The sequence below is a fragment of the Nonomuraea sp. NPDC049646 genome (genome assembly GCF_044465525.1).
Taxonomy (GTDB): domain Bacteria; phylum Actinomycetota; class Actinomycetes; order Streptosporangiales; family Streptosporangiaceae; genus Nonomuraea.
Genome location: NZ_JBITLU010000002.1, coordinates 211,448 through 224,989, shown reverse-complemented (window position 1 = coordinate 224,989; position 13,542 = coordinate 211,448). Strand labels below are relative to the sequence as shown.

Here is a 13,542-nt window from a genome sequence, read left to right as displayed (position 1 = left end):
CCCCGTCAGGAGGCGGCGGCGGTGTAGCGGCGGGCCAGCCGGGCGAAGGCGTCCTTGAGCTCGGCGGGGCCGACGACCTCGATGTCGGCGTCGAACCTGCCGAGCGCGGCCGCCAGCCCCAGCCACGACCACGACCCCATGACGACCCGGCAGCGGTCCGGCCCCGCCTCCTCGACGAGCCCGTCCCGGACGTAACGGGACACGACCGTCGCGGGCAGCGCGAGGATCACCTCGCCGCGGCAGGGCCAGTCGCCCGCTTCGTCCGAGCCGCGGAAGCGCGCGGTGACGAAGGCGGCCACCCCGCCGCCGGGCAGCTCGCGCGGGGTGAAGCGCGGCCCGGTGGGCGTGCGCGGCCGGACGCGGTCGGCGCGGAAGGTGCGCCAGTCCGCGCGGTCGAGGTCCCACGCGACCAGATACCAGCGCCCGCCCCAGGTGACGAGGTGGTGGGGCTCGACCCGCCGGGGCGGCGGGAGGCCGCCGCCGCCGTCCGCCTCCGCCGGGTAGTCGAAGCGCAACACCTCACGGGCATGGACGGCGGCGCTGAGCGCGACGAGCACCCCTCCGGCGACCTGCGGCTCGGGCCGTGCGCCCGCCCGCTCGACGGCGGTCACCTGGAGGGTGTCGATCCGGTGGCGCAGCCGTGCGGGCATGACCTGGCGGACGGTGGTGAGCGCCCGCGCCGCGGCCTCCTCGATGCCCGCCCCGGCGGTGGCGGCGATCTGGAGCGCGATCGCCAGGGCGACGGCCTGCTCGTCGTCGAACAGCAACGGCGGCAGCTCGCTGCCCGCGTCGAGCCGGTAGCCCCCGTCGGGGCCCTTGATCGCCGCGATGGGGTAGCCGAGGTCGCGCAGCCGGTCGACGTCGCGGCGCACGGTGCGCGGGCTGACCTCCAGCCGCTCGGCGAGCAGCGCCCCCGGCCAGTCGCGGCGCATCTGGAGCAGCGACAGCAGGGCCAGCAGGCGTGCCGAGGTCTTCTGCATGTCTCCCATGGTGCCGCAAGAAGAGGCCACAACCTGACCGCTTCCTCCGCCAGCATGGGCACCGCAACCGGGAGCCGCACGGCTCCCGGTGACCATGAACCGAACCGGCGAGGAGCCTGCCATGTCTGCCAATGTCGTCATCCATCTGAACTTCCGGGGCGAGGCCGCCGCTGCCCTCGCGTTCTACCGCTCGGTGTTCGGCGGGGACGTCACCACCGTGACCTACGCGGACGCCGGGAACGTCCAGGACCCCGCCGACGCCGACCGGGTGATGTGGGGCCAGGTGGCCGCGCCCGGCGGCTTCCGCGTGATGGCCTACGACGTGCCCGCCCACCTGCCCTGGGACCAGGGCGAGAACGCGTTCTTCGTCTCGCTCGGGGCGGGCACGGCCGAGGAGGCCACGGAGTACTGGGAGGGGCTGGGCGCGGGCGCGACCGTCGTCCGGCCGCTCGGGCCCGCGCAGTGGGTGCCGCTGCACGGCATGGTGCGCGACCGCTTCGGGGTGACCTGGATCGTCGAGCACGGCGCGTCCTGAACCCGGAAAGACGAGATGACCGTCACGGCGCGTCCCGAACACCGGAAGAGAAGATGACCGTTCTGAGCACCAGGGCGCTCAACCGGGCCACGCTCGCCCGCCAGTTGCTGCTCGACCGCGCCGGCCTGCCGGTCCTCGACGCCGTCGCGCACCTGTGCGGCCTGCAGGCGCAGGAGCCGCAGGAGCCCTTCACCGGGCTCTGGTCACGGCTGCGCGCCTTCGACCCGGCCGCGCTGTCGGCCCTGCTGACCGGCCGGGACGTGGTGCGGACCCACCTGATGCGGCGAACCGTCCACCTGGTCACCGCCGCCGACGTCCTGGCCTGGCGGTCCCGGCACGACGCGATGCTGCGCCAGCGGGTGCTCGGCGTCTACCGCCGCGAGCTGGCCGGGGTGGACCTCGACGAGCTCGCGGCGGCCGGACGGGCGGTGCTGGCCGACGGCGAGCCGCGCTCGATGTCGCAGCTCGCGCGGGCGGTGGCCGGTCGCTGGCCCGGGCCGGGGCCGCGGGCGCTGGGCGAGATGCTGGTCGCCGCGCTGGTCCCGATGGCGCAGCTCCCGCCGCGCGGGCTGTGGCGGACGCGGGCGGGCGTGCGCAACCTGCCGCTGTCGTCCTGGCTGGGGCGGGAGGTGGACCCGCCGTCCGCCGACGGCTCCGACCCCGTGGGGCAGGCCCTCGTACGGCGTTACCTGGCGGCGTACGGCCCCGCCGCCACGGCCGACCTGCGGGCCTGGTCCGGCCTGGCGGGCCTGCCCAAGGCCGTGGCGGCGGCACGCGACGAACTGGTCGCCTTCCGGGACGAGCGCGGCCGCGAGCTGCTGGACCTGCCCGGCGCGCCGCGCCCGGACCCCGGCACGCCCGCTCCCGTGCGCTTCCTGCCGGCGTTCGACAACGCGATCCTCGGCTACGACGACCGCGGCCGGATCATCGACCGCGAACACCGCGGCCTGTCGGTCGCCGGCGCCCGGACCGTCCTGGTGGACGGCCGCGTCTCGGCCACCTGGACCGTCGAGGACGACACCGTCCTCGTCACGCCGCTGCGCGGCCTCTCCCCGGCCGAGCGCGCCGCCGTCGGCGAGGAGGGAGGAGCTCTGGCGGCGTTCCTCTCCGACGGGGCCGGCGACCGCACCCGGATCCTCGGCGACTGAATACATCCTCATAAGCTCGGCCATACTGTCAGGACCGCAGGCTTCCTGGTGACGGACGGGCCGGCGGGTAGGAGGTGAGGACGAGAGGAGCCGACGCCATGAACGTGCCCGACCACGACGCCGGGCCGCACCGCCCGCAGGACGGACGTCCCCGCGGGCTGCGCGACCTGACCCACGCGGGCGGGTACGTCGTGGACGACCGGGGCCGGATCGTCGAGGTCGCCCCGCGCACCGAGGCGCTGCTCCGCCGTCCCGCCGCCGAACTGCTCGGCGGCGACGCCCACGACCTGCTCCACCGCGGCCCGCGCGGCGAGACGCTGCCGCGCAGCCGGTGCGCGATGCGACGCCCGCTCATCACCGGCGGCACCTCCCAGGGCGAGCGGGAATGGCTGGCGCGCGGCGACGGCTCCCTGCTGCCGGCCTCCTGGCTGGTCACGCCCTGCCTGCTGGCCGACGGCAGGACCGGGGCGCTGGTGCTCTTCCACGACGCCGAGGAGCCCGGCGCGCAGATCCCGGAGCCGGAGCACGAGACGTCCATGTCCGAGCTCGACCGGCTGGCCCTGCTGGCGGAGACCACCACGACGCTCACCGCCAGCCTCGACGTGGACGAGACGCTGCGCCAGCTCGTCCGCCTGGTGGTGCCGCTGCTCGCCGACTGGGTGGTGGTGGACCTGCTCACCGAGCACGGCGGCGTCACCCGCGCCGCCGTCGTCCACCACGAGGACGGCGTCCTGGTGCACCACGAGGACCTGGAGGGGCCGATGCCCGCGGTCCCCGAGGAGTCGCCGATGCCGCTGTCGCGGGCGTTGCGCGGGGTCACCGCGACGCTGGCCGGGCCGCAGACCTACCAGGGCGCCCCCGACTCCGGCATCGCCGTCTTCCAGCAGGAGCTGTTCCGCAGGACCGGCATGCACTCGGCGGGCATCGCGCCCATCCGCGGCGTGCGCGACGTGGTCGGGGCGCTGACGCTCGGCCGCGCCGAGCGGCCCGGCGCGTTCACCACCGCCGACCTGCTGCTGGTGGAGGACATCGCCCGGCGCGCCGGCCTCGCCCTGGACAACGCCCGCCTGTACGAGCGGCAGCGCCGGGTCGCCGAGACCATGCAGCGTCACCTGCTGCCGCGCCTGCCCTCGGTGCCCGGCCTGGAGATGAGCGCCCTCTACGTGCCCGCCCCCCGCGCCTCGCAGGTCGGCGGCGACTGGTACGACGCCTTCACCATGCCCGACGGCGCCACCGCCCTGGTGATCGGCGACGTGGTCGGCCACGACCTGGAGGCCGCCGCCGGGATGGCCCAGGTCTGCAACATGCTGCGCGCCTACGCCGGCGCCGAGCAGGACCAGCCCAGCGCCATCCTCGACCGGCTCGACCGCGCGGTGGTGCGCATGGCCCAGGCCACCATGGCCACCGTCGTCCTGGCCCGGCTGGAGCACACCGACGACGGCCGCTGGCTGCTGTGCTGGAGCAACGCGGGCCATCCGCCGCCGCTGCTGGTGGAGCGCGACGGCCGTACCCGCTTCCTGGAGGAGGGCCAGGGGCTGCTGCTGGGCACCGGCATCCGCGGGGAGCGCTCGGACGCCGTCGTGGAGCTGCCGCCGGAGTCCACGCTCGTGCTCTACACCGACGGGCTGATCGAGTCCCCGGGGCATTCCCTGGACGAGGGGCTGGCCCGCCTGAGCCGGTACGCCGCCTCCCACACCCACCGCCCGCTGAACGCGCTCGGCGACATGCTGCTGGAGCGCGTCCGGCCCGAGGACAACGACGACGACGTCGCCATGCTGACGCTGCGCGTGCCGCCCCGGGTCACCGCCCCGGACGGACTGCGCGGCGGCGTGCCGGCCGGCGAGCGGATCCTGCCCGCGCTCTGACGGCCGGCGCGCGTCACGACCGTCCGCGCCGCGCGTCCGGGCAGACGTCCCGGTAGGGCACGTCCTTCAGGTACCGCCGCCACTCCTGCGGGCTCATCGTGCGGCCCGCGCGCTCGCACACCAGCCGGGCCACGGACTCGGCGCCCACCGGGATCCGGATGGTCGTCCCCGAGGTGTTGCCCGAGACGTACAGGGTCTGGTCGTCGGCGCTGAAGGCCAGCCGGTCGAGGATGCCGATGGGGAAGGAGCCGATCCGCTCCCGCGAGCCGACGTCCCACACCTGGACGGTGTACACGTCGTCGAACGTCTCCCCGATGGACCTGCCGATCAGCGCGAGCAGCGAGCCGTCGTGGCTGAACAGCACGGTCTCGACCTGCGCCCGGGCGGCCACGCGCAGCGCGGGCGGCAGTTCGCGGCCGGTGGCGACGTCCCACAGCTCGACCGTCGCCGAGCCGAGGGCGAGCACCTGCGCGGTGGGGCTGAGCGCGATCGCCAGGCCCGACCGGTTGAAGCCGGGGCCGACGGCCTTGCCGGTGCGCAGGTCGTAGACCTTGCCGGTGGCGGTCACCACCGCCGTGCCGTCGCGGGTGGACACGATGGTCTCGGTGGCCGTGGCCAGGGGGTGCCGGGCGAGCGTCCGACCGGTGCCGGCGTCGAGGACGACCAGCTCGTTGCGGGCGTCCCGCTGGCTCAGCTCCTTGAGCGACAGCACCAGGCGGCGGCCGTCGGGGGTGAACGCCTTCGACAGCACGAACTGCGTGCGCGGCACGGCGTGGCGCCACAACCGGCGGCCGGTGGCGACGTCCCAAAGGCCGGCCGAGGAGTCCGGGCCCTCGGCGGACAGCCGGGCGCCCGCCGGGTCGAACAGCTGTCCGGTGACGCCCGCGCTGCCGGCCATGGGGACGCCGAGCCGGGCGCCGTCCCACACGCGGACCGGCCCCGAGTCCTTGGTGGCGGCGGCCAGGCGGCCGTCCTGGCTGAAGGCGTCCAGCTGGTAGCCCTGCGGCAGCCGGGTGGAGGGCAGGCGGGAGGTCAGGTCGGCGGTGACGGTCGAGTTGTCGAGCACGTACCGGACGGTGTGTCCGTCGGCCTCCAGCCAGACGTCCTCGGGCTCGCCCTCGGCCCGGTAGAGGGCCAGCTCGTCGCCGTCGTCCGCGTCGAGCAGGTGCAGGGTACGGCCCTCGACGGCCAGCAGGCGGCGGCCGTCGGGGCTGAGCCGCAGCCGTCCGGCCAGCGTGTCGTCCAGGGCCGACTCCTGCCAGAACGGCCGGTCGGTGTCGGGCACCTTCCTGGCGGTGGCCAGGTCGAAGGCCGCGATGTCGCCGTTGGCGCACAGCAGCCGCCTGCTGTCCGGCGTGAACGCCACCACCGGCCCGCACGCCTTCGGCAGGCGGGTGTCCACGGTGAGATCGGGCAGGCGGATCACCTTGAGCCCGCCCTGGTTGGGCCCGACGCCCGCGATGTAGGCGCCGGAGGGCGCGATCGCCGGAGCGAGGCCCGCCTCCAGCTTCGGGGTGTAGGCGGCGCCGGTCCTGGTGTCCCACAGGAGCTCCAGGGAGCTGTCGCGCATCACCGCGGCCAGGTTCTCGTTGCCGTCGAAGGCGACGCTCACGCCGCCCTCGCCGATGCGGTGCTCGCGCAGCTTGGCGCCCGTCCTGGCGTCCCAGGCGTAGGCCGTGTCCCTGCTGACCACGACCAGCGTGCGCCCGCTCGGGCTGAGCGCCGCCGCCGTGGGCAGCGCTTCCAGGCCGCGCGGCCACCGCCAGAACGCGGTCTGCCGGCCGGAGGGCACGTCGTAGACCCGCACGCCGTCCTCGCCGGCGATGGCCCGCACGCGCCCGCCGGCCGCCGACGCCGACGCCGAGACGCCCTTGGCGCCGGGGTCGCGGAAGACGGCGCTCTCCGGCATCGTCAGCGAGGTCGTCAGGCTGCGCCGGGTGCCGGGGGCGGGGGCCAGCCGCCAGCCCGCCACGCTGAGCAGCATCGCCGTGACCGGGTCGCTCGTCCGCAGCCGGTCGGCCTCGGCGGCGGCCTGCCGCCCGACCGCCTGGTCGCGCTGCCGGCCCGCCAGGAGGCTCTGCTCGGTCACCTGCCTGCCGCGCAGCACGGCGAGGCCGCCCGCCGCCAGCGCCACCACCAGCAGCCCGGCCAGCGCGGCCGTGGTCAGCCGCCGGCGGCGCACCCGCCGTCTGGCCAGGCCGGTGCCCGCGGCCAGGAAGTCGCGTTCGAGCGGGGTCAGCGTGATGTGCCGGCGGCCGGTGGCGGCCCAGGTCAGCGCCTGATCGAGGCGGCTGCCCTGGAGCAGGTCGCCGTCCTTGCGGCCGTTGCCGGCCCACTGGCGGGCGGCGTCGCTGAGCTGGCCGAGCACGGCGAGCCCGTCGCGGTCGCCGTCCACCCAGACGCGCAGCCGCGGCCAGGCGCGCAGCAGCGCGGGACGAGACAGCGCCACCGCCTCGTCCTTCTGCGTCACCAGGTAGGAGAACACCTGGAGGATGTGCTCGATCGCGCGTGTCTCCCGCTCGGAGCGTCCGGCGAGCAGGTCCTCCTTCGACGCCCAGCGCACGGCCTCGTGCCCGTCCTCGGTGACCGTCACCAGGCGCAGGAACACCTCGGCGGCCAGCTCGCGCTCCTCGGGCGCGAGCGCGCCGTAGGCGTCCTCGGCGATCGTGCCGAGGGCCGGGTCGGCCTGCTCGGGCACGTGCACGCCCCTGGCGGCGCGGCTGCCCGCCGTCAGCAGCCCGCGGGTGTCGGCGCTGTTGCCGCTGACCAGCGCGAGCAGCAGGTCGCGGGCGGTGGGACGGGCCGCCGGGTCCTTCTCCAGCGCGGCCGACACCAGCGAGGCCAGCCGGGGCGGCAGCCCGCTCAGGTCGGGCTGGGCCGACAACACCCGGTGCATGACCCCGCCGAGGTTGTCGGCGCGGAACGGGTCCTGGCCCGTGGCGGCGAACACGATGATCGCGCCCCAGGCGAACACGTCGGCGGGCGCGCCCGCCCGCTGCCCGGTGAACACCTCGGGGGCCATGTACGTGGGCGTGCCGGCCACCTCGCCGGTCCTGGTCAGCGACATGTCCACGGTACGCGCGACACCGAAGTCGATCACGCGCGGGCCGTCGGTGCCGAGCAGCACGTTGTCCGGCTTCAGATCCCGGTGGATCACGCCCGCGTCGTGCACGGCGGTCAGGGCGGTGGCGATGGCCGTGGCCAGCCGGTGCAGGTCGTCCCCGGCGAACCGGCGCCCCTGCTCGACCGCCCGGCGCAGGCTGGGGCCCGGCACGTACTCGCTGACGATGTACGGCCTGCTGCCCGACAGGTCGCAGTCGAGCACCCGCGCCGTGCAGAACGACGCCACCCGCCCGGCCGCGGCCGCCTCCTTGGCGAACCGCTCGCGGCTCCCCGGGCTGTCGGCCATGTGCAGGACCTTGAGCGCGACTCGGCGGCCCTCGGGGTCGTAGGCGTCGTACACCACCCCCTGGCCCCCGGACCCGAGCCGTCCGGCCAGCCAGTACTGCCCTATGCGCTGCGGTTCTCCGGCGTTCGACGCTTCCACGGCGTGTTAGATGCCCTCTCCCGTCGCAAAGTTCCCCCCGCGCAGGTAGGCGTCCAGCGCGCCGGCGGCGGCGAGCATGGCCAGGCCCCTGACCGTGAGCCGGTCGTGCCAGTCGCGCAGCGTCGCCTGCAGGGGTTCCATGCCGCCGGCCGCGCGCACCTGGTCCAGCACCTGCCGGATCTGCTCCAGCCCGTAGCCGCCGCGCCGGAGCTGGTGGGCCAGCAGCACGTCGCGCACGTCGGCGGCGGTGTAGACCCGGTAGCCGGTACGCGGGTCGCGCCGGGGCACGGTCAGCCCGGCCCGCTCCCACTTGCGCAACGTCGCCGGCTTGATGCGCAGCCGGCGGGCCAGCGGGCCGATGAACGTCACGCCCGGCTCCGCCTCACGCGGCGGCGCCAGGTCGCGCAGCGCGCGTTCGACGGCCTCCAGCGTGCCGCGGTCCTCGGCGAGCTGGGCGTGACCGTCGTCGATCAGGCGCAGCGCCGCCGCGACGCCGCCGCCGTTCACGGCCCGCATGATCGCGGTCGCGGTCGCGTGCCCGTGGGCCGGGACCAGCGCCAGGAACGTCCGCAGCGCCGCCGCGTGGCGCGGGGTGTAGACGCGGTAGCCGTGCGCGGAACGCTCGGACGGCGGCAGGATCTCCGCCTCCTCGTAGTTGCGCACCGCCTGCGTGGACAGGCCGTGCGCGCGCGCCAGATCGATGGGCCGCATGTTGAAGGCACGCCCTCCTGCCCGCCGGGGAATCGGCCGAAAGCTTACACCAGAAGTTCAACGATACGGTTGAAGGCATGACGACCTCGATCCGGGACGCCGTCCAGGCGTTCACCGGCGGCGCCCTCGCCGCGCTGCTGCCCCCCGGCGTGCGCGTGCTCGGCCTGGGCGAGCCCACGCACGGCGTCGAAGCCTTCCTGGAGCTGCGCAACGAGCTCTTCCGTCACCTCGTCGAGCACGAGGGCTACCGGTCGATCGCCGTCGAGAGCGACTGCCTGGCCGGCCTGACCGCCGACGCGTACGTCACCGGCGGCGACGTCACCCTCGACGAGGCGATGAGCCGCGGCTTCAGCCACGGGTTCGGCGCCTCGCCCGCCAACCGCGAGCTGCTGCGCTGGATGCGGGCCCGCAACGAGCGGTCCGCGCCGGGCGACCGGCTGCGCTTCGACGGCTTCGACGCCCCGGTGGAGATCACCGGCCCGGCCGCCCCGCGCCCCGCCCTGACCGCCCTGTACGACTACCTGGCCCCCCACCTCGACCTGCCCCTGACCCGCGAACGGCTCGACGCGCTGCTCGGCCCCGACGAGCGCTGGACCGACCCGGCCGCCCTCACGGACCCGGCCCGCTCGATCGGCCGCGCGCCGGAGGCCGTGGAGCTGCGCCTGATCGCCGACGACCTCGGCGTGCTGCTCACCGCGCACGCCCCGCACCTGGCGGCCGTCACGTCCGGCGACGACCGGTGGCGCGCCGGCCTGCACGCCCGCGCCGCCGTCGGGCTGCTGCGCTACCACGCCGGCATGGCCGACCCCTCGCCGCGCCGGCTCGGCACGCTGATGAGCCTGCGCGACGCGATGATGGCCGGCAACCTCGACGCGATCGTCCGGCGCGAGGACCGCCGGGGCCCCACCCTCGTCTTCGCCCACAACCGCCACCTGCAGCGCGACGAGAGCCGGTGGTGGTTCGCGGGCGAGGAGCTGCGGTGGTGGAGCGCGGGGGCCGTGCTCGCCGCGTGCCTCGGCGACCGGTACGCCTTCGCCGCCTCGGCCTTCGGCTCCCGCGGCGCCGACGTCCCGGCCCCCGGCACCCTCGAAGGGATGTTGTCGGACGTGTCCGGCGCCCGCGCCGTCGTCGACCCCCGCCGCCTGGCCGGGGCGCTCGACGACGGGCCGGCGGCCCGCGTCCCGGCGGACCACACGTACCTGGCCCTCGACCCGGCCACCGTCCACCAGGCGGACGCGATCGTCTTCCTCAGGGAGATCTGAGGTCAGCGGGCCGGCGCGCGGTGCGCCTGGCTCTCGACGGCGCCGGCCGAGCAGCCCAGCAGGTCGCCGGAACCGCGCGGCCGTCGCCAGGAAGATGCTGCGCAGTTTTTCATTGCATTTAGCGAATAATGTCCGCCGGGCGAATTCTTTTCGCGTGGCGACGCCGGACGCGCGCTGGTTAAAGTCGGGGTGACGCCAGGCTCCACGAAGCCCCAAACAGAGGACTGAGCTGATGAACTGCGGTCACTGCGACAGCCCCAACCTGCCCGATTCGCTGGTCTGCGCTAATTGTGGCCGCCATTTCCAGGGCGATCGCCCGGCCGCGACGGAAGTCACGCGATATCTCTGCATAGCAATGATGCTCGACGCAAAAGTGCGTAATTCCACCATTCGCTCGATTCTTCATGACCGCTTCCGCGCCGTCGCCCAGTCCCCCGGCGTCGACCTGGCCACGATGCTCAAGTACGGCCTGATGGCCCGAAGACGCCAGCATGTGCGCGACGCCGTGCTGGCCGTGCTCGCCGTGGCCACCCTGGCCCTGCTGTCCAGCTCGCTCGTCCTGCTCCCGATCTTCCTGGCCTGGCTCGTCGTCTTCGCCGAGCTCTACGACGCCTACGAGACGGTCATCCTGACCCGGCTGACCCGCGACTCCTTCGACCCGGCCGAGGCGCCGCTGCCCAGCTCGCCCGCGCTGCGCGACCATCTGGTGGACATCGCCGACCGCGGCGCCGGGAACGTCACGGTGTTCGCCGACTACTCCCCCTTCGTCGGCTACGGCAGCCGGATCAACAACTGGTCGTTCACCATGAACGTCGCCAAGGCCCGGCCCGGCGAGACGGTCGTGCCCTTCGCCGTCGGCGAGCTCTACGACCGGGTGGCCGCCGAGATCGCCGCCCTCGGCCTGCCCGGTCTCACCGTCGGTGACAAGCTCTTCGTCAACGGCCTCGACCTGCGCTACGAGACCGACCCCGAGCTCCAGGCCGCCGTGCTGCCCGACGCCCTCCTGCCGCCCGTCCCGACGGTGAGCGAGAGGTTCATCCACCAGCTGCGCGACAACCCGCGCACGCGGGCCCGCCCCTACCTCACGGTGAGCGTGACCGGCTGGGAGGGCGAGGTGGTGATCTCGATCTTCCTGCGGTTCGTGCTGCTCGCCGAGAAGGGCATGATGTTCACCGAGGCCGGCTACTCGCTGCTGCCGCCGCTGCGGGAGTCCTACCGCGAGGTCGACCGCCTGGTCAACTGCGCGCCCTCGGAGCGGATGGCCCGCATCGCGCTGTCGGCGCTGCGGCGCACCGCCGCGGGGCTGGTGCTGGCGCTGCCCAACACCCTGGCCGCGCTCTCGGAGCCGGGAAGGCGCAGGCGGCAGCAGAAGGCGAGCATCAAGGCCATCCGCGGCCACACCTTCAACTACGGCGCCGCCTACAACCCCCGCGAGCACGCCACCGACCACCTCTACCACCGCTACTTCCAGCAGCTCGACAAGGAGATGTACGTCAAGGCCGCCGAGCAGCGCATCATGGACGCCGTCGCCGACTTCCTGGAGGAGCACAACGTCGACGTGAGCGACCTGCGCGACCGCCAGACGACCATCCTGAACAACGGCATCTTCGTCACCGGCCAGGCCCAGGTCACCGGGGCCAGCATGGCGGCCGGCGCGGGCGCGGTCGCGCGGGTGGAGAGCCGCATCAGGCAGGGGGTCGGCCAGGCCGCCGCGGCGGCGCAGCGCCGGACGCCGGCCGGGTGACGCGCTCCCCGGGCGTCCCGGGCGTCCCGGGCTCGGGGGCGAGCGGTCATCGCGTGTCGCGCAGCCCCAGGATGTAGGTCGCGGTGAGCGCGACGGCGCGGTCGTCGTCCTGCGCCAGGTCGGCGAGGGCGCGTGACGCGGCGGCTCCCGGGATGTCGGCGAGCGCCTGCGTCAGCCGCCGGCGCGCGGACGGCTCGGCGCCGGGCCGGGCGAGGCGGTCCACGAGCCCGGCGGCGATCGGGTCCGCCGCGCCGGGGCGGCCCGCCAGCGTGCTCAGGGCGTCGGCCGCGTCGACGTCGTTCGTGCCCTCGACGACCATGTCGATGAGCGTGGGGACGGCGTCGTCCACTCCGCGGGCCCCGAGCGCCAGGGCCGCGTAGCGGCGGACCACGGCGTCGGGGCCGGTCAGGGCGTCCCGGAGGAGGGCGGTCGCCTCGGCGTCCGGGAGCTCGGCGATCGACTGGACCGCGCGCTTGCGCACCTCGGCCGCCGGTGCGTGCAGGCCCTGCGCCAGCAGCACGGCGGCGCCCTCGCCCGACTGCGCCAGAGCCCATCGCAGGGCTCCGGCGACGTTCGGGTCGCTCTCGCTCAGTGCCGCCTCGACCAGCGCCTCCACCGGGACCTCGGCGACGGAGGACAGGGCCGCGCTCTGGCGCCGGGCGGCGTTCTTCGACCCGAGCGCCTGCAGGAGGGAGACGACCTGGAGCACGTCGTCCCAGCCGGCGGGGTCGGCGGCGTCGATCCGGCGCAGTCGCGTGAGCAGCTCCGTCTCGGCCGCGATGCGTTCCCTGGTGCGCCTGATGAGGTCCTCGACGAGCCCGGACGGCGTGAAGCCGGGATCGTCGAGCGCCCGGCCGACGTCACGCAGCGACAGGCCCAGCGACCGCAGGCTCTCGATGTGGAAGATCCGCCGGATGTCCTCGGCGGAGTACTCCCGATAGCCGGCGTGGCTGCGGCCGGTCGGGCGCACCAGCCCGAGCGCGTCGTAGTGGCGCAGCATGCGGGCGCTCACCCCGGACCGTCGCGCGACGTCGCCGATCAGCACAGCCCATCATCCTCCCTGGCCGCCGGCGCCGAGGGCCACGACGCGCTTCGCCTCCTCGATCGCGAACTCGAATCCGGCCTCCGGGTCGCGCAGCAGCCGTTCCGTGGCCCCGGCGTGCACGCGCACGCCGGGATCCGGGTCGGTCATCGCGGCCCGCAGCACCGGCTCGATCACCTCGCCGAGCGCGACCAGCGCCCGGCTGAGGCTCAGCCGGGTCTCCCGCGGGCCGCGTCCGAGCTGTGTCGACAATACTTCGGCGAGGCCGGGCCTCTCGTCGTCGGGTGCCAGCAGCACCGCGGTCCGCCAGGCGCTCCGGGCCACCTCGTCGTCGGCGTCGGTCAGCAGCTCACGGGTGATCGCCGGCCACGCCCGCCGGTCGCCGATCTTGGACAGCGTGTGCAGCGCCTGGCTGCGTGCCTGCGCGCGTTCCGAACGCAGCTCGCCGAGCAGCCTGGGGACCGTCAGCTCCGCCGGGTGGCGGGTGAGCGCCCAGGTGAGCATGTCCCGCACGTGGAACTCCGGCTCGACCGCGCACCGCTCGACGAGCGCGCCGACGAGGCGCGGGTCTGGCGTCGTGCCCACCGCCAGGGCCGCCCGCAGCCGTACGGACGGGTCGCCGGCCGCCAGCCCTCCGGCGGCGCCGGTCGGGTCCGGGTCCTGTTCCTGCCTGGTCATCGTGACCACCTCCTCGGCGACCAGTGAAGA

At 75.0% G+C, this 13,542-nt stretch carries 10 protein-coding genes; 5 read left to right on the top strand and 5 right to left on the bottom strand.

Features of this window, described 5'->3' with window-relative positions:
- Positions 1 to 5: 5 nt before the first annotated feature.
- A complete protein-coding gene (locus ACIBQ8_RS05830) occupies positions 6 to 980 on the bottom strand; it encodes a helix-turn-helix transcriptional regulator (RefSeq protein ID WP_397177752.1) in 975 nt (324 codons plus the stop codon).
- A 121-nt stretch (positions 981 to 1,101) separates the two neighbouring features.
- On the opposite strand from ACIBQ8_RS05830, the gene ACIBQ8_RS05825 reads away from it, so the two are divergent.
- The 3 genes from ACIBQ8_RS05825 to ACIBQ8_RS05815 all read left to right on the top strand — a co-directional run bounded on the left by ACIBQ8_RS05825 (position 1,102) and on the right by ACIBQ8_RS05815 (position 4,528).
- Entirely contained in the window at positions 1,102 to 1,515 is a 414-nt protein-coding gene (locus tag ACIBQ8_RS05825; protein ID WP_397177751.1) for a VOC family protein, read from the top strand.
- Positions 1,516 to 1,568: 53 nt separating this feature from the next.
- The gene (locus ACIBQ8_RS05820; protein ID WP_397191268.1) at positions 1,569 to 2,663 is read left to right on the top strand and encodes a winged helix DNA-binding domain-containing protein; all 1,095 of its coding nucleotides are present in this window, start codon (positions 1,569 to 1,571) and stop codon (positions 2,661 to 2,663) included.
- A 98-nt stretch (positions 2,664 to 2,761) separates the two neighbouring features.
- The gene (locus tag ACIBQ8_RS05815) at positions 2,762 to 4,528 is read left to right on the top strand and encodes a SpoIIE family protein phosphatase (protein WP_397191267.1); all 1,767 of its coding nucleotides are present in this window, start codon (positions 2,762 to 2,764) and stop codon (positions 4,526 to 4,528) included.
- 13 nt (positions 4,529 to 4,541) lie between these two features.
- Here ACIBQ8_RS05815 and ACIBQ8_RS05810 read toward each other — a convergent pair whose 3' ends face one another.
- Entirely contained in the window at positions 4,542 to 8,075 is a 3,534-nt protein-coding gene (locus tag ACIBQ8_RS05810; RefSeq protein ID WP_397191266.1) for a WD40 repeat domain-containing serine/threonine protein kinase, read from the bottom strand.
- A 6-nt stretch (positions 8,076 to 8,081) separates the two neighbouring features.
- A complete protein-coding gene (locus ACIBQ8_RS05805) occupies positions 8,082 to 8,786 on the bottom strand; it encodes a MerR family transcriptional regulator (RefSeq protein ID WP_397191265.1) in 705 nt (234 codons plus the stop codon).
- A gap of 77 nt (positions 8,787 to 8,863) precedes the next feature.
- Here ACIBQ8_RS05805 and ACIBQ8_RS05800 point away from each other — a divergent pair, with 77 nt between their 5' ends.
- Together ACIBQ8_RS05800 and ACIBQ8_RS05795 are read left to right on the top strand one after the other, a co-directional pair.
- A complete protein-coding gene (locus ACIBQ8_RS05800) occupies positions 8,864 to 10,048 on the top strand; it encodes an erythromycin esterase family protein (RefSeq protein ID WP_397177746.1) in 1,185 nt (394 codons plus the stop codon).
- A gap of 373 nt (positions 10,049 to 10,421) precedes the next feature.
- Positions 10,422 to 11,792, top strand: coding sequence for a hypothetical protein (locus ACIBQ8_RS05795; RefSeq protein ID WP_397177745.1), 1,371 nt, complete (start codon positions 10,422 to 10,424; stop codon positions 11,790 to 11,792).
- Positions 11,793 to 11,838: 46 nt separating this feature from the next.
- Here the strand turns inward: ACIBQ8_RS05795 and ACIBQ8_RS05790 are convergent, their stop codons facing one another.
- Positions 11,839 to 12,837 carry a HEAT repeat domain-containing protein gene (locus ACIBQ8_RS05790; protein WP_397177744.1) on the bottom strand — a complete coding sequence of 333 codons (999 nt, stop codon included), beginning with the start codon at positions 12,835 to 12,837 and terminating at the stop codon, positions 11,839 to 11,841.
- Between the two features lie 6 nt (positions 12,838 to 12,843).
- Positions 12,844 to 13,512: a HEAT repeat domain-containing protein gene (locus tag ACIBQ8_RS05785; RefSeq protein WP_397191628.1), complete on the bottom strand. Its 669-nt coding sequence runs from the start codon at positions 13,510 to 13,512 to the stop codon at positions 12,844 to 12,846.
- Positions 13,513 to 13,542: the final 30 nt, after the last annotated feature.